Raw genomic sequence first — 16,527 nt, 5'->3', positions numbered from 1 at the left:
GCGCCGCGCGGTCTCCTAGCCTCCCTCGCCATGCGCCTCACACACCTGAGACGGATCGCCCTCGCCGCGGTCCTCGCCATCGCCGTCGCCCTCCTCGGACTGGCCCAGCCGGCCGCTGCCGACACACCCGACCTGACCTTCACCGTCGATCAGCCAGTCGCGGCCCCGGGCTCCACCGTGAACCTGACGATGACGCTCACCAACAACCAGGCCACCGACGTCGCGTTCGTCTATCAGTCGATTCAGCCGACCTGGGCCACATCACAACGCAGCGATCTGAAGTACTCGTTCACTTCGTGCGCCTCCGAGGGCGCCACGTGTACCGGCACCGGCACGACCGGGCTCGGAGTGAACTACGCCCTCCCCCTCGCCCCCGGCGCCAGCCGCACCGTCACTCTCACGTTCCAGATCGCTCCCGACTCCGGCTGCAACGGCAGCATCTCGTTCTACTCGTACCTCTACTACGAGTACAACGGACACCAGAGCGCCAAGGACGGCATCCACAACACCCCTGTCACCCAGGTGGACTGCCCTCCCGCTCCGCAACCGGGCTCCTCGAACGCAGACCGCTCCTGACCCCAAGTGGCCGGCGAGCAGGGCAGGCGACCCCGACAGAAACACACCGGGGTCGCCTGCCCTGCCCCCTCCCCGTGCGGCCGCAGCGCGGGACAACCAGCGCGGCCCCAGCCGATAGCCCTGGGGCGAGCTTGCCGCAGAGGTCCGGTCAGCGCTCAGCAACGGAAAGCGGGGCCGTTCTGTTTGGTGAGGTTGTCGTTGGACATCCACCCCGATGTGTTGGTGCCGGCGATCCGCATGTACGTCCAGGTGTGGCCGTGGGAGTTGACGACGTAGCAGTGGTACCGGACCTTTGCTCCTGATGTGGTCTGTGCCACGTCGGAGCATGTCGCGTACGGCCCGGTCTTGAGGTGGTAACTGCCCGTCATATAGCCGTAGGTACCGGGATGCGGGTCCTGGTGGCCCCATCCGTTGCAACTCGTCGACACGGAACTGGATGTCGCTGTCGGGCTCGCGGGCGACGACGGGACCCCACCGCCGCTGGAGCCTGGTGTCGTCGGGCCGGCGGAGTCGCTCGTGCTCCCGCGGCCGGACGGCTTCGCAGGGTTCGAGGACGCGCGAGAGGTGGACGGGGACGGGGACGACGACGGTCCGGGGGGCAGTGAGTCGACCTTCCCGCCGGCTTCCCCGCCCGCCATGGTGGCCTGGTCCTTCGGAGTGCCGCTCGAGAGGCCTGCGTGGTTCCGCGGCTCGTCGCTGTTCGAACCGCCCGGTCCCACCAGGGCGTACGCCATCCCTCCTCCGGCCAGCACAACGGCGGCGACCGCCGCCGCGACGGTGGTCCGGCCGCGGCCGCGCGAGGGGAGGGGCGCGGTCCGTGGACCGTTGCCACCGGCATGGGACACCAACGGCGCTCCCTGCCCCGCGAGTTGCGGGCCTGCGGGCGGCTGGTATCCGGCGTCCCCGGGCGGCGGGGCCGGTTGGCTCGAGGGCACCTGGTCCGCTCCTGTCACCGACGGCGGCGCCGGCTGACGGAACGGCACATCGCCTGCTGCGGCTGCGGGCGGCGTGCTGCCCATGGTGTTCCCGGCGGCGACCGCCTCAAGCATCCGGCGCGCCTGGTCGGCCGCCGGGCGGGCCGCCGGGTCCTTGGCCATCAGCGCCTGGAGCACCGGCGCCAGCGAACCGGACTGCCGGGGTGCCGGCAGCTGTTCCGTAACGATCGCGTTGAGCGTGGACCAGACGGATGTACGGCGGAACGGCGACCCGCCTTCCACAGCCGCGTAGAGCGTCATGCCCAGTGACCAGATGTCCGAGGCGGGACCGGGCTTCTGACCCATGGCACGCTCGGGCGGCAGGAAGTCGAGCGACCCGACGAGCACCCCGTCCTGGGTCAGCTTGGTCATCGAGGCGTCGTCGGGTGCCTCCATGGTGGCGATGCCGAAGTCGGTGAGCACCACCCGCCCACTGCGGTCGAGGAGCACATTGCCGGGCTTGACGTCCCGGTGCAGCACCCCGACCTTGTGCGCGGCGTCGAGCGCGGCCATCACCTTGGCGCCGATGGCCGCGGCCTCGCGCGGGTCCATCGCCCCGCGCTCCGCCAGGACATCGTCGAGCGAGGGCCCGTCGACCAGCTCCATGACGATGACCGGCAGGCCCTGCTGCTCGGTCACATCGTGCACGGTGATGACACCGCTGTGCCGGATACGGGCGGCGGCCCGCGCCTCCCGTTGCATCCGGGCGCGAAGGTCCGCCAGTTCGGGTCCGGACACGTCGTTGTACGCACGCAGGACCTTGACCGCGACCTCCCGGCCCAACACCTCGTCCAGCGCGCGACAGACGACGCCCATGCCGCCCCGGCCCAACTGCCAGGTCACCCCGGTAACGCCCGCCTATGACCGTGCCGAACAGCTCCCCGCCGTTCGTATCCCCGTCGTCACCCTCGCTCCGTTCCGTTCCGTCACGCGTCGTTGGTCCGTCTTTCACTTCCACGACCTGGCGGCACCACAGTAGGCGGTGGGCCCAAGGGCGAACGTGTGAGGCGGCGTTGTCGACGTGGGGCGGGCTCCGGGCGCAGGGAGCATCAAGTGAGCCGGGTCAGCCGGTGCGCACCACCGTGACGGTGAAGCGTTCGACCTCGGCGATGTGCCCGCCGGCGGAGGCGACAACCGTGAGCAACGGGTCGCGGGCGCCGGAGAAGGTCACCGACTGCTTCCAGGGCTGGCCGTTGCCGCCCGCCGAGGTGCAGCACGAGGTGCCCAACGGCGCCGCGGACGACGGCTGGCGTACCTGCACGCGGATGCTCTCGTCCACGCCGGTGATCCGTCCGCCGATCAGCATCGGGGAACGTACGAGCGCCCCGTAGGCGGGCATGGTCAGGGAGAACGTCGTGTCGTCGGTACCCACGACCTCCCACGGGGCGTCCGGACCGGTGCCGTACCGCACGAGGTGGACAATCGCCGCGGTGCCGCCCTCGGACCCGCGCAGTGCGACGCCGATGCGGGCGTGCGAACCCTTGACGGTATGCGCGGAGATTCGGCCGATGTCCCGGAAGCCGAGGTAGCCCTGGGTGAAGGACAGTGCGGTCCGGTCCGGGTCGAGATGCCAGGGCTGGTGTCCCCCGGAGTGATAGTCACGCTGCCACGCCTGGGCCTCGGCGAGCGTGGCGAACGGCCAGATCGGCTGGAGGCGCCCGGAGCCGAGCGCAGGCGCGCTGCCGCCGGGTGCGGGCGTGGTCGGCGCTTGCGTGTCCGGCGATGTGGTCGCCGACGGGGTCGAGGGAACGGGCGTGGTGGGCGACTGCGACGGCGAGGACGTCCCCGGTGCGGCGGAAGGCGATGCCGACGCGTCCGGGGGTCCGCCAGAACTCCCGCAGGCGGTGAGCATCAGGCCGGTCACGGCTGTTGCGGCGAAGAGTCGGAATGGGAGCCAGATGTTCATAGGTGCCCCAAAAAACGTGTGCCGACCGCCGGTACGGTCTGTGCGCCTATCGTGCCACCAGTCCGGTTCGTGTCACAGACCCCGGCCGGGTCGTGTCCCCGCAGGCCGAGCGCCCGTCGGCTGCTGCTGGGCGATGACTCGCCCGTGATGGTGATCGTCGGCGAGCTGGGCATTGTCGTAGCGGCACTCCCCACCACGTAGCGCCGCCCATCGCGGCCTCGGAGCCCCCGGCCCACCAGGTCGCCCGCCTGGGCAGCTGTTACGGAACCGTCTTCTTTCCCCGTGCAACTACTGGGTCCCCTCTGCCGTCTACCAGGCGGAACTCGCAACACGCCCGCATAAGGAGTCGACAGCCGTGGGGGACATACGCCGACGAGGAGTCGTCGCACTCGGGATCACCGCGCTGGTGACCCCGCTCACTCTGGCCATGGGAAGCACGACCGCTCAGGCGGCCTCGTGCACAACGCAGACCGGGGCGTACCAGAAGCAGGTCGAGACGTTCCTCGGCCGCCCGGTGGACGGAAAGCAGTCGGCCGCCGACTGCAAGGCGATCCAGGCATTCCAGACGAAGCACTCGATCAGCCCGAACGCCGGACTGGCGGGACCCATCACCTGGGGCGTCATGGATCTCATGAACAAGCAGGAAGCCGTCGGGAAGAACCCGAACAAGTCCGGCAAGTGCCCCACAAACAAGGGCCGCGTCGCCTGCGTCGACCTGACACTCCAGCTCAGCTGGATCCAGGACGGCGGGAAGCTGGTGTACGGACCGGTCGCGGTGCGTACCGGCCGCGACGGCTACGAGACGCGGACCGGCCTGAAGAAGATCTACTGGCGCGACATCGACCACGTGTCCACCCTCTACAACGTGCCGATGCCGTACAGCCAGTTCTTCGACGGCGGCCAGGCCTTCCACTCCGTGGGCATCAGCGTCTGGGCACCGCCCGGCTCGCACGGGTGCGTGAACATGACCAAGAGCGACGCCGCCAAGTACTGGAGCCTGCTTCGTAACGGCGACGACGTCTTCATCTACGGCCGCAAGCCCGGAACCTGAGACACCTCACGATCCGGCAGTGCCCGTTCAAGCGCCCGGAGGGGGCCGGAACCAGGTTCCGGCCCCCTCCGGGCGTAATTGTCATGTGACACACAGACGGTGCCCGGCAGTGCCGGTGAAGCCGCAGCAGCCGGCCCCCGCCCAAGGCCGGCGACAACGGGTGCCGACCTGTAGGCGGCGCACGGTCGACTCCTCCCCCGACGAGCTCGTGGCGATGGGCATCTGCGCTGATACAAGGCGTGATACTGACTCCATGCGCCCGATTTGGGTGGATTTCATGCTGGGTTCACGACGCAGGAGTGCATGCCGATGGATCTGAACCTGACCGACAAGGTCGCCGTCGTCACTGGTGCCAGCAAGGGCATCGGCTTGGCCGTCGCCGAGGCGCTCGGCCGTGAAGGCGCGCGGGTTGTCGCCGGCAGCCGTACTGAGACCCCACAGCTTGCTGCGCTGCGCGAGAGGTACGACGTCGCCTTCACCCCCGTCGATCTGGCCACCGCCGACGGTGCGGGCCTGCTGGTCCAGGCTGCAGCGGACCGACACGGCAGGATCGACCTGCTGGTCAACAACCTCGGCGCGACCCGCCCCCGTTCCGGCTTCCTGGACGTCGCTGACGCCGAGTGGGAACGGGTCTTCGATCTGACGTTCTTCAGTGCGGTCCGCGCCAGCCGTGCCTCGCTGCCACATCTACTCGCCGACGGCGGCGGGGCAATCGTCAACATCAGTTCCCTCAACGCCCGGCTGCCCTTCCCCATGGTGGTGGATTACTCAGCGGCCAAAGCCGCGTTGAGCAACCTCACCAAGGCTTTGTCAGAGGAGTTCGCCCCGCGCGGCGTACGCGTCAACGCCATCGCTCCGGGGCCGGTCCGGACCCCGTTCTGGACCGACCCAGGCGGCTTCGCCGACACCTTCGCCGCCGGCGCGGGCAGTACGGCCGAGGAGGCCCTGGAGGAGGTGCCCCGACGGATGGGCATCTCCACCGGACGGATCACCGAGCCCCAGGAGGTGGCCGACCTCGCTGTCTTCCTGGCCTCCCCCCGCGCCGGCAACATCACCGGCGCCGAATTCGTCATCGACGGCGGCCAGATCAAGACCACCTGACCGCTGACGAATCCTGTCCGGCTGATGCTGCCCCATGCCACTCCGGCCCGAGGTGTGCGGTGGTCAGCGGAATGCGGTATCCGTTCCTGTTGCCTCCACCGCGTCCAACTCGACCGGCCGGGACTGGAGATGCGTGTCGCGGTTTTCCGGTCGCAGGCGGGCACCCGTACGTGGACGTGCCAATACGCTCACAGGCCCGTACCCCCGGGTGCCACTGTTCATCTGCGCGGCAGCGGTCGGCACAGAGCATCACATTCGTATGATCGAGATCCGGACAGACATAGCGCGGATTGTGCACAACCATCGCTCTCGAAAACCGGGGTCTCCTCTCCGCATCCGGCAGGCGCGGCGAGGCGAGCCCCGCAGCTCCGGCGTGATTCCGCCGAGGAAGGTCCCATCCTTCCAGCGCGCTCCGGTATTCCGCGCCGAACTCGCCGGCATCCTGCCGCAATATCGGCAGCCGCTTTTCGGCCATCACGCTTGGCAACACCCCTGTAACCACAGAGTGGTGATCATCACAGGCTCGTGGCGTCAGACCCCCCTGAGCAGTGCGCTAACGTCATTGGGCGGCGCACCGAAGTCGGGGATTTCATGAACCATGACCAGGCCGACTCGGCGATGAAGCCGGAATCAATTGAGGCTTTCACCCCGTCAGCGCGCCGCGTGAACAAGGAATCACCAGGAGAGGTTTATGAATAAGAGTCGATTAGAGTCCATCGGGACATATCTCCCCTCGGCTGTTATGAGTACTCCGGAGCTCCTCACCCGCATGGAGAAATCCCCGGAATTCGACCTCTTCAAGATCACTGGAATGGCCGAGCGCCGCGTCGCGGACGACACTGCCGACCTCCCCGAGGACTGCCTCACGATGGCAGTCTCGGCAGCCCGCGACTGCCTGGATCGCTCCCGCTACGCCCCGGCCGAGATCGACGTCGTGATTTCCTGCTCCATCAGCCGCACGACGGACGGACGGCGCCACCAGTTCGAGCCGTCATTCGCCCACCGCATCGCCAAGGAGATCGGCGCCAACTCCGCCATTCACTTCGATGTCTCCAACGCCTGCGCGGGCATGATGACCGGCGTCTACCTGCTGGACCGGATGATCCGCTCCGGTGAAGTGCGCAACGGACTGGTGCTCAGTGGGGAGCACATCACCCCGATCGCCTTCACTGCCGCGCGCGAGATGGAGGACAGCCGGGACCCCCAGTTCGCGTCCCTCTCCGTGGGCGACTCGGCCGTCGCCGTGATGGTCGATCGCGCCACCGACGAAGCGGACGTGATCCACGACATCGAGCTGATGACCTGCTCGGAGTACTCGCATCTGTGCCTGGGCATGCCCAGTGACGACACCGGCGATCTGGCCATGTACACGAACAACAAAGAGATGCACGCCCAGGACAGGCTCTCGCTGTGGCCGACGTTCCACCGCGACAAGCTGGCCGAAGACGGTCGTCAATTCGCCGACGAGGGATACGACTTCGTCGTCCAGCATCAGGTCGGCAGCCGGTTCATCGACTTCATGAACCACGTGGGCGAGAACATCTTCGACACACCGATGCCGCAGACGCTCTCGGTCGTCGAGAAGTTCGCCAACACCGCGACCACCTCCCACTACCTGGTACTCCACCAGGCACTGGCGGAAAGCCGAATACCCAAGGGGTCCAAGATCCTCCTGGTACCCGCCGCCTCGGGTGTGGTGACCGGTTTCCTGTCCGCGACCGTCTCCTCCCTGGAGGTATGACCATGGCCACCGTCATCACCTCCACCGCCCTCAGCCCGGCCGACGACACCGGTAGCGCCATCGGGTACGCGGCATCGGCCGGCAGCGCCTGTCTGGAACAAGCCGGGCTCACCGCCGCGGACGTCGACGTCCTGATCAACGTCGGTGTCTACCGCGACTCCAACATCTCCGAACCGTCCGTCGCCGCGCTCATCCAAAAGCGCATCGGTATCAACCTGGACTACCTGCACGCCCCCGACAGGCGGGCCGCGTTCTCGTTCGACCTCATGAACGGCGCCTGCGGCGTGCTCAACGCCGTCCAGGCGGCCAGTGCCCTGCTGGCAACCGGGAGCGCCCGCCGGGTGTTGGTGGTCTCCGCCGACACGCATCCCTCAATGGACCCGTCGAAGGCGGGTACTGCCGAGTTCCCGTACGCGAGCACCGGCGCGGCGCTGCTACTGGAACGCACCGACGACGCCCGTGGCTTCGGCCGGGTGCACCACCGATCGGCGCCGGGGGCACACGGCGTCAACGGGTATCTGCCGCTGCACGAGGCCGGCTCCGAGGGGCGTAACACCATCGTCGTCGACCGCGACGGCGGCGTCCTGGAGCTGATGCTCGACCTGGCCGTCGACTCCGTACTCGGCTGCCTCGCGGCCGAGGAGGGCACCGACGCCGAGGGAGCGACAGCGGTACTCGACCGCACGCTCCTGATCACATCCCAGCCGTCGCCCGACTTCCCCGCCCAGCTCGCCAAGCGCCTGGGCGTGGCATCCGATGCCGCCGTCACCGTCGAAGGGGTGCAGGGCGACCCGCACACCTCGGCACTCGCCTACGGCTGGCGACAGGCACAGGACGCGGGCAGGCTCGCGGGCTTCGACCGGATCCTCTTCCTCGCCGTTGGCGCCGGGCTGAGTTCGGCAGCCTCCCTCTACCACCTGGCCGGCGGCAGCGACGGAGCGGCGCGCTGATGCCTGGCACCACAACCGGACTGCGCCAGGACGCGTTCCTGACCGAACTGCTTGCCTGGCACGCCGTCCGCACGCCCGACAAGCCGGCCGTCATCCATCCGGACGGCGACCGGATGGAGTCGGCCGGCCGACCTGCCTACGCCTCGGTCGGCTACGCCGAATTCGCCGCCCGCGTCACCGCCTGCGCCGCCGCACTGGAAGAGCACGGCATCCGCCGCGGCACCCGTACAGCCCTGCTGGTGACTCCGGGCGTCGACCTGCTGACGCTGGTCTTCGCTCTGCTGCACGTCGGCGCGGTTCCGGTGGTGGTCGATCCCGGCATGGGGTTGAACCGCATGCTGGACTGCCTTCACCGGGTGGGTGTCCAGGCATTCATCGGCGTACCGGCCGCACACATCCTGCGGCGGCTGCGCCCGCGTGCCTTTGCCGGAGTGCGGAGCCTGATCAAGGTGGGCGGCGGGAGCGGCACCGCGCTGGAGGAGCTGACCGCCCTCGGTGCGGGCCTGCCGCAGCTGCCTCCGCTCAAGTCCGGGCCCGACGACCTCGCACTGATCGGCTACACCACCGGCAGTACCGGCCCGGCCAAGCCGGTCGAGCTGACCGTCGGCATGCTGCGGGGCATGGCGTACGGCGTCGAAAAGGGCCACTTCACCGTCGACATGACAAGCACCCTGGTCACCCTGCCCCTGATGGGCGTGTTCGACCTCGCGGCGGGCCGCACGGCCGTGGTGCCGAAGATGAACATGGGCCGGGTCGGCGCCGCCGACCCGGCGCTGCTGACCGACGCGATCCAACGCTTCTCCGTGAACGCCATGTTCGCCTCCCCCGCGCTGCTGGGTCCGCTCTCGGCCCATCTGGCGGCGACCGGCGCCCACGTGCCGTCGCTGCACATGATCGTCTCCGGTGGCGCACCGGTGAGCCCCGAGCTGATGGGCGCGCTGCGCGCCGTACTGCCCGACGAGGCACGTGTGTTCAGCACCTACGGGGCGACCGAGGCGCTGCCGATAGCACTGGTGGAGAGCAGAGAAGCGCTGGCCGGGCCGGCCGCCGGCCCGGCTGAGGGCCTGGGTGTCTGTGTCGGCCGACCCGCACCCGGCACAACGGTGCGCACCATCGCGGTCAGCGACGGGCCGGTCCCCCGATGGACCCGCAAACTGCCGGTGGCAGCCGGTGAGATGGGCGAAATCGTGGTCAGCGGTGAGGCGGTCAGCCCGCGCTACTTCCAAACGCCCCAGGCCGACGCCGAGCACAAGATCCAGGACGGCGAGCGTCGTTGGCATCGCACCGGTGATGTCGGGTGGATCGACGGTGAGGGAAGGATCTGGTTCTGCGGGCGCAAGAGCCACCGGGTCCGCGCCGCCGACGGCGACCTGCACACGGTGCGCTGCGAGAGCGTCTTCAACACCCACCCGCAGGTGAAGCGCACGGCGCTGGTGGGCTTCGGCCCCTACGGCGAGCAGCGGCCGGTGCTGTGCGTGGAGCTGGCACCGGGCACCGACCGTAGGCAATGGCCCCGGATCGAGGGCGAGTTGCTCGAACTGGGCGCGCGCAGCCCCATGACCAAGGCGATCGCGGACTTCCTGCCGCACCCCGCGTTTCCCGTCGACGTCCGCCACAACGCCAAGATCCGCCGGGAGCTGCTGGCCGGATGGGCCGACGACCAGCTCACCGGAAGTCGTCGCCCAACGGCGGCCGACCGGGCGCTGCGCACCGTCCCGCTGCTCGGGTGGGTGTACCTGGCGGCCTGGCCGCTGCTGCCCCTGGACCATGTGGCGCTGACCGCTCTGTGGTGGGTCGACGCCTTCCTGAGCGTTGTCGTCCACGCGGTCCAGATACCGTCCGCGCTGCACGCGGAGCAGGAACTCGCCACCGGGCGCAAACCATGGGCGACAGCCGCGCTCACGATGCTCTTCGGAGCCACGTGGTGGCGGACACAGCTCCGCAAGGGGAAGGGCGCTTCCGTATGAAGGTGCTGGTGACGGGCGCATCCGGGTTCCTCGGCAGCCATATCGTCGACGCCTGTGTACGGGCCGGCGACCAGGTGCGGGTGCTGGTGCGCGAAGAGAGCGACCTGAGCTATCTGCGCACCGTCGCAGGTATCGAGTTCGCGTACGGCGACCTGCGCGACGCCGCCTCGGTACGCCGGGCGATGGTCGGGATCGATGCGGTGCACCACAGCGCGGCGCGGGTCACCGACAGGGGCACCCGCGGCCAGTTCTGGGACGAGAACGTCTCGGGCACGGAGCGCCTCATGTCGGCCGCCCAGGAAGCCGGGGCACGACGCTTCGTCTTCATCAGCAGCCCCAGCGCGCTGATGAGCATCCAGGGCGGCGACCGGCTCGACATCGACGAGAGCGAGCCCTTCCCCGCACGCCACCTCAACCTCTACTCGGAGACCAAGGCCGCCGCGGAGCGCCTGGTGCTGGCCGCGGACCGCGCGGACTTCACCACCGTCGCGCTGCGCCCGCGCGCCGTGTGGGGCCCGCGCGACCACTCCGGTTTCATGCCGCGGCTGCTCGCGAAGATGATGACGGGCAGCCTGCCCGACCTCTCCGGGGGCAGGCCGGTGTACGCCTCGCTGTGCTACTGCGAGAACGCCGCCGATGCCTGTGTGCGGGCGGCGCGTGCCGACGGCGTTGGCGGCAGGGCGTACTTCATAGCCGACGGACAGCCGGTGGAGATCTGGAGCACGCTCGCCGGCCTCGCCGAACGGTTCGGCGGCAGGCCTCCGACCAAGCGCGTCTCCCACAGCCTCCTGCGCACAATCGCCTTCACGGCGGACATGGTCTGGAAACTGCCGCCGCTGGCCAAGCATTCCTCGCCTCCGCTCTCCCGCTACTCGCTGGCCCTGCTGACCCGTTCGGCGACGTATGACATATCGGCGGCGCGGCGGGATCTGGCGCCGCCGCGGGTGGGCCACGAAGCCGGGATGGCTCAACTGGAGGCTTGGATCAACAGCATCGGCGGCGTCAATGAGTTCATCCGGAAGGTGAAATAGCCATGACTGCGCAGCATGCCGCCACGGGCATTGGTCCTGGGGCCGGTACTGGGAGCAGCACCGCCTTCCGCCGGCCCGTCTCACCGACCGAGTGGTCCTATCTGGCCGCAGCCCGTCTGGGTGAGCTACTGGTGCTCCAGCTGGTGGTCGAGGGCACCGGGCCGATCGACGCCCTGGCCCTGAGCCGCGCCGTGGCGCAGGCCTCGGCGTCGTGCCCGGGCTCGCGCCTGGTACGGCGCGGCAGGATGTGGGTCGACAGCGGACTGCCGGCCCGCATCGTGGTCGCGGATGGACGGGCCTTCGACCGCAGTACGCTCACCGGCCTGCCGGAGCTCACCGGCCGGCTGGCCGAGGCGGAAGGCCGCTCCGGCTGCGAGGTTCTGCTCCTCACCGGCGAACCCAGCACCGTGGTGTTCCGCGCCTCCCACGCCGTGATGGACCTCAAGGGCACGGCGATCTGGGCCGCCGAGGTCTTCCGCGCTCTGCGTGGTGAACCGCTGCACGGCGCCGCCGGTTCCCCGGCCGACTACCAGTTGCTGGACACGCTCGGCCGCCCCGGGCAGCGGCCCCGCCTCGGCCTCGACCAGCGCTCGCCGCTGGCCGGCCGGCCGGGCAGCGGCTCGGTGTGGCGGCGGCGTAAGGTTCCGGGCCGACACGCGGCGCTGGCCGCGAAGGTGGCGGCGGCGGTTGCCGGGGCCGTCGATGGTCCCGCGGCTCGGATCATGGTCCCGGTGGATCTGCGGCGGCACGTCCCGACCGTGTCGTCGACGGCCAACCTGGCGCTGCCCGTGTTCCTCGACGTCCCGGCCGGCCAAAGCACGGATGCGGTGCACCGGCGGTTGCTCAACGCTCTGGCCGACCGCCGGGAACTGGCAGCCGGGGCGGAGACGGCGCTCGCCCGGCTGCCACTTCCCGCAGCCGCAGCAGTGATCGGGGCTTCGCGCGCCGCCACGTACGCCCGGCACCGTTATCTGGCGTCGGCAATCGTGTCCAACGCCGGCCGACTGGCGCTCGATGAATTCAGCACTGGCGAGTTCACGGCGGCGACCGTGTACGCCCTGCCGGTGCATGCCCCTCTGGTTCCTGTCAGCATCGCACTGCTCGAACTGCCCGAGCACACCGAACTGGTGATCTCAGCCCGCGGGGCCGCGGACGTCGGCGAGCGCTGCGAGTCGCTGCTGGACCGGATCGAGACCGCGCTGGGCACGGCCGTGCCGGTCTCGTGCGCGCCGTCGGCGGCACCGCCTCGCGAGCCCTGCGCCGCCGACCGGCTGCTCGCACCCGGACCTGAGGGGCTTCCGCCGCTGGACACCACAGTGGTGCAGCTGTTCCGGGCGCAGGCCGCCCGGCGGCCCGAGGCACCCGCAGTGATCGGCGGCAGCCATTCGTGGTCGTACGGGGATCTGGACCGCCGCTCGGACTCCGTCGCGGCCGAGCTGCTCGCCCGGGGAGTCAAGCGCGGCGAGGTGGTCGGTGTGCTGGCCGACCGCTCGGCGCTCGGCCTGGCCGGGGTCTGGGGTGTCCTCAAGGCGGGCGCCGCGTTCTTGCCCATGGACATCCGCAATCCGGCGCAGCGCGTGAAGGAGCTGCTGCACGACGCTCAGGCCCGCTTCTGTCTGACGGACGCGGCCTCGGCCGACACGGCGGAGGGGGCCGACTGCACAACGATCCTCCTCGAGGATGTCGGCAGCGACCACACCACGCTCGACGGGCAGGCGCACAGCGTCCTGGCCGCTGCCGCTCCGGACCCGGACGATCTGGCGTATGTGATCTACACGTCCGGTTCCACCGGCAAGCCCAAGGGCGTCCAGATCGAGCACCGGAGCCTCGCCAACGTGGTCGGCTGGATAGCCCCGTTCCTTCGGTGCGACGAGCAGACCCGGCTCGCGTACTCCTTCTCGCCCGGCTTCGACCTGTCGATGATGCAGATCTTCCCGCCGCTGCTGCACGGTGGCGCCGTCGTACCGGTGCCCGGCGAACTCGACCCCGTCAAACTGCGTGAGATGTTCTCGGGGCTGCAAGCCAACACCCTGGCGCTGACCCCGACCCACCTCGAGCTCGCCGCCCGGCTCGGCCTCCGACCGGCCGGCATCCGCGCGCTCCATCTCGGCGGCGAGAACCTCACCACGGCCAGCAGCCAGTGGGCACGCATGTCGTTCGGGCCCGACTGTCTGATCGTCAATATCTACGGCCCCACCGAGGCGACGGTGGCCTGTACGGTCGCCGTCGTCGGCGACGACGCCACACGCGCCTCCACGCCGATCGGAGTGCCGGTGCACCGCACCTCTGTGGCCGTGCTGGACGAACAGCGGAACGAAGTCCGGGACGGCGAGTTGGGCGAGCTCTATGTAACGGGTGTTCAACTGGCCCGCGGCTACCTCGGCCGCCCCGACCTGACGGCCGACCGCTTCGTCTACCTCCCGGACGGCCGGCGCGCCTACCGGACCGGCGACCTGGTGCAGCAACTGCCGGACGGGCAGCTCGAGTACGCGGGCCGGATCGACACGCAGGTCAAGATCCGGGGTCACCGGGTCGAGCCGGCCGAGGTCGAGGCGGCGCTCACCGCGCTGCCGGACATCGCACAGGCCGCCGTGGTCGCCCGCCGCAGGCACCACACCGGCCCGCAGGCGCTGTGCGCCTATGTGGTCCCCGCCGAGGGGGCGGCGCCCGTCGACGAGGCAGCCGTACGGGCGGAGTTGGAGCGTACGCTGCCGTCCCACCTGGTGCCCTCGGTGGTGTGTGCGGTGCCCGGGCTGCCGGAGACGGCCAGCGGCAAGACCGACCGCAACGCGCTGCCGAATCCTTTCGACGAAGCAGCCGAAGCAGACGAAGCAGCCCAAGCAGCGGCAGCGCCCGGGAAGCCGGCCGCCTCGGGAGCGCCCGCCGCGAACCCCACGGGCACAAGGCCCCCCGGGACCCTACGTGCTCCGGGACTCGGCACTGCGGCGGTGACCGCCGGGATCTGGTCCCGCATCCTGCACTGCGATGCCACTCGCCTCGATGCCTCCTCCGACTTCCATGCGCTGGGCGGCGACTCTCTCGCCGTCCTGGAGATGCTGGCCGCGCTCGGCGACGAACTGCTGGGACAGTCCATGGAACAGCAGTTCCTGACCCAGCTCGGTTCCCTGAGCGAGAATCTGACGCTCGGCCGGGTCGTCGAGACCGTCGACGCGCTGCGGAGCACGTCGTGATCTTCGTCGGCGAGGGCGCGCTGCTCTGGCGCGCCGTACAGCACACTCTGGACAGCGGCCTGGCCGTGGACCTGGTCTGCGGCCCTGCCGCCGCACGGACGGCTCGGCCCGACGTGCCCTTCCTCGCCGCCACGGACGCCAACACCGTCGCTGCCGAACTGGCCGCCGCCAGCACGGACGGCCTCGTCTGGTCGGTCAACAACCGGATGATCTTCCGCGCTCCGGTCCTCTCCACCGGGCTGCGCATCCTGAACGTCCACCACGGCCCGCTACCTGGCTATCGGGGGCTGCCCGAGGTGGCTCTGGTGTACGCGATGCTGCGCGGCGAGCGGGAGTTCTCCGCCACACTCCACCAGGTGGACGCGGGCATCGACACGGGCCGTACGCTGGCCGCCGAGCCCTATCCGATCGGCCCGAACGATCCGTACCACGTGGTGCTGCGCCGCGGCTTACAAACCTGCCACCACCTCTTCGAGCGCTGCCTGCCGCTCGCCGCAGCCGACCCTGAGTGGATCGGCGAGCCCACCCCACCCATGAGGGCCGACGGCGGCGGCTACTTCGGCCGCGAGGCACTGATCCGTCTGCCCGAGCACCGCAGTAACCCGAATTTCGGGCGCGCCACCGACCTGGGTTTCCTGGCCGGCTACCTCCCGGAGCTCGCCGCAGCGCTGGCATGAAGCCAGGGAGCCATCCGCACCGGCCGCGGGCAGCGGCTGGGTCCGGGCAGGCGGCGAGTCCCCGGCCCAGGACGCGCACCCCCTGCTCGGCTTCCCCGACGGCCGGCTGGAGGGAGCGGGCGCGGTGAGTACTCCTCAGCCGCCGCTCAAGGGAGTGTCGGGGGCGACATGGTTGGCGACCGAGATCAAGAGCTCGGTACTGAAATTCTTGGCGGTGTTGCTGTCGATCCCCTGTGTCGCGACCGTCGCGATCGCGATCTTCTTGGAAGGCAGATAGGCGACCGTTCCTTGATAGCCGGCGAATGAAGGATTCTGCAGGAGCCAGGTGTTCTGCACGGCCAGCCCAAGGGCATAGGAGACCGTCGGCGACAGCTTGGAAACGGGTGTGATCTGTACTTTGTGCGACTCGGGCGTCAGCAGCTTCCCCTCACCCAGTGCCATCACCGACTTCCCCATATCCTCCAACGTTCCCGTCATGACCGCTCCCGGGGCCAGCGTCCATGACGGATTCCAGTAGGTGGAGTCCTCGAATACGCCCCGTTCGTTGTCGAAGGCATGGAGTACCGGGGCGGTGATCTCCGCCGTTGACGGGTTTTCGGTCTGGGTCAATCCGAGGGGCTTCAGGATGTTATTCCGCATCACTTCCGCCAGGGGCTTCTTCTCCACTTTCGAGATGATGTCACCAAGGATCACCCAATTGGCATGCGAGTACACAAAACCCGTTCCCGGGGTTTTCTCGAGCGGCTTGGAGACGGAGATCTTCACCAGTTCTTCCGCCGTCCATTGCCGGAACGGATTCTTGTAGAGCTCGGCCAAGAACTCACGATCCCGGACGTAGTCCGAGTATCCAGAGGTGGTGGAGGCCAGCATCTTCACTGTGATCTCGTCCGCGTGCGGAAGGTCGGGGCGCCACCGGGAAATCCTGTCGTCAAGCTTGACCTTGCCCTCGTCGACGAGCATGAGAATTTCCGTCGTCAAATAGGGAATCGCAACCGAGCCAATTCGGAAGTGCATGTCCGTCGAAACAGGAACGCCCGTCATCGACTCCCCTGAAGCGACATTCGAAATTCTCTTGCCGTCGACCCATACCCCTGCCATGGCTGCACTGAGTTTGTACTTCTTCAGGGATTCTTCGACCTGCTTCTTGGTGAAGTCTGCGGTGTCTGCCGGAATGCACGTGGCGCCTTGAGAGATCTGGTCGGACGGACACGCCTTCGCAGCGCTCGCGGCCTCACTGTCGACACAACCCGCCAGCGAAGCGCCCAAAAGCAATTGCAGACACGTGAGGGCAACTGGTTTGGGTGTGCGCACCGTGGAGCCTCCATGCAAGGTCGAAGGACGCCGACTCCGCAATCCCCACGT

13 protein-coding genes are annotated in these 16,527 nt (G+C 69.1%); 10 read left to right on the top strand and 3 right to left on the bottom strand.

What is annotated here, in order from left to right; all coding sequences use genetic code 11:
• The first annotated feature begins 30 nt into the window (after window positions 1-30).
• On the top strand, window positions 31-576 hold the full coding sequence (locus ACFWDI_RS08195) for a hypothetical protein (RefSeq protein ID WP_385302033.1): 546 nt from the start codon (window positions 31-33) through the stop codon (window positions 574-576).
• A gap of 155 nt (window positions 577-731) precedes the next feature.
• On the opposite strand, the gene ACFWDI_RS08190 is transcribed toward ACFWDI_RS08195, so the two are convergent.
• Together ACFWDI_RS08190 and ACFWDI_RS08185 are read right to left on the bottom strand one after the other, a co-directional pair.
• Entirely contained in the window at window positions 732-2,393 is a 1,662-nt protein-coding gene (locus ACFWDI_RS08190; protein ID WP_385302031.1) for a protein kinase, read from the bottom strand.
• A gap of 220 nt (window positions 2,394-2,613) precedes the next feature.
• Window positions 2,614-3,456, bottom strand: coding sequence for a hypothetical protein (locus ACFWDI_RS08185; protein WP_385302029.1), 843 nt, complete (start codon window positions 3,454-3,456; stop codon window positions 2,614-2,616).
• A 69-nt stretch (window positions 3,457-3,525) separates the two neighbouring features.
• Here ACFWDI_RS08185 and ACFWDI_RS08180 point away from each other — a divergent pair, with 69 nt between their 5' ends.
• From ACFWDI_RS08180 to ACFWDI_RS08140, 9 genes are all read left to right on the top strand, one after another.
• The gene (locus tag ACFWDI_RS08180; RefSeq protein ID WP_385302027.1) at window positions 3,526-3,657 is read left to right on the top strand and encodes a hypothetical protein; all 132 of its coding nucleotides are present in this window, start codon (window positions 3,526-3,528) and stop codon (window positions 3,655-3,657) included.
• A gap of 154 nt (window positions 3,658-3,811) precedes the next feature.
• Window positions 3,812-4,507 (top strand): L,D-transpeptidase, encoded by a 696-nt coding sequence (locus ACFWDI_RS08175; protein ID WP_385302025.1) that lies wholly within the window; start codon window positions 3,812-3,814, stop codon window positions 4,505-4,507.
• A 309-nt stretch (window positions 4,508-4,816) separates the two neighbouring features.
• Entirely contained in the window at window positions 4,817-5,608 is a 792-nt protein-coding gene (locus ACFWDI_RS08170; RefSeq protein WP_385302023.1) for an oxidoreductase, read from the top strand.
• 742 nt (window positions 5,609-6,350) lie between these two features.
• Window positions 6,351-7,349 carry a 3-oxoacyl-ACP synthase III family protein gene (locus ACFWDI_RS08165; RefSeq protein ID WP_385302021.1) on the top strand — a complete coding sequence of 333 codons (999 nt, stop codon included), beginning with the start codon at window positions 6,351-6,353 and terminating at the stop codon, window positions 7,347-7,349.
• 2 nt (window positions 7,350-7,351) lie between these two features.
• On the top strand, window positions 7,352-8,299 hold the full coding sequence (locus tag ACFWDI_RS08160) for a hypothetical protein (RefSeq protein ID WP_385302019.1): 948 nt from the start codon (window positions 7,352-7,354) through the stop codon (window positions 8,297-8,299).
• Window positions 8,299-10,266: a fatty acid CoA ligase family protein gene (locus ACFWDI_RS08155; protein ID WP_385302017.1), complete on the top strand. Its 1,968-nt coding sequence runs from the start codon at window positions 8,299-8,301 to the stop codon at window positions 10,264-10,266. The genes ACFWDI_RS08160 and ACFWDI_RS08155 overlap by 1 nt, the downstream gene beginning before the upstream one ends.
• Window positions 10,263-11,297 (top strand): NAD-dependent epimerase/dehydratase family protein, encoded by a 1,035-nt coding sequence (locus tag ACFWDI_RS08150; RefSeq protein WP_385302014.1) that lies wholly within the window; start codon window positions 10,263-10,265, stop codon window positions 11,295-11,297. The genes ACFWDI_RS08155 and ACFWDI_RS08150 overlap by 4 nt, the downstream gene beginning before the upstream one ends.
• A gap of 2 nt (window positions 11,298-11,299) precedes the next feature.
• Entirely contained in the window at window positions 11,300-14,488 is a 3,189-nt protein-coding gene (locus tag ACFWDI_RS08145; protein WP_385302011.1) for a non-ribosomal peptide synthetase, read from the top strand.
• Window positions 14,485-15,165, top strand: coding sequence for a formyltransferase family protein (locus tag ACFWDI_RS08140; RefSeq protein WP_385302008.1), 681 nt, complete (start codon window positions 14,485-14,487; stop codon window positions 15,163-15,165). The genes ACFWDI_RS08145 and ACFWDI_RS08140 overlap by 4 nt, the downstream gene beginning before the upstream one ends.
• A gap of 135 nt (window positions 15,166-15,300) precedes the next feature.
• Here the strand turns inward: ACFWDI_RS08140 and ACFWDI_RS08135 are convergent, their stop codons facing one another.
• A complete protein-coding gene (locus ACFWDI_RS08135; RefSeq protein ID WP_385302006.1) occupies window positions 15,301-16,476 on the bottom strand; it encodes a serine hydrolase domain-containing protein in 1,176 nt (391 codons plus the stop codon).
• Between the last annotated feature and the right edge of the window lie 51 nt (window positions 16,477-16,527).

This window comes from Streptomyces sp. NPDC060064 (genome assembly GCF_042736455.1).
Taxonomy (GTDB): Bacteria; Actinomycetota; Actinomycetes; order Streptomycetales; family Streptomycetaceae; genus Streptomyces.
This window is presented reverse-complemented; position numbering and strand designations above follow the sequence as displayed.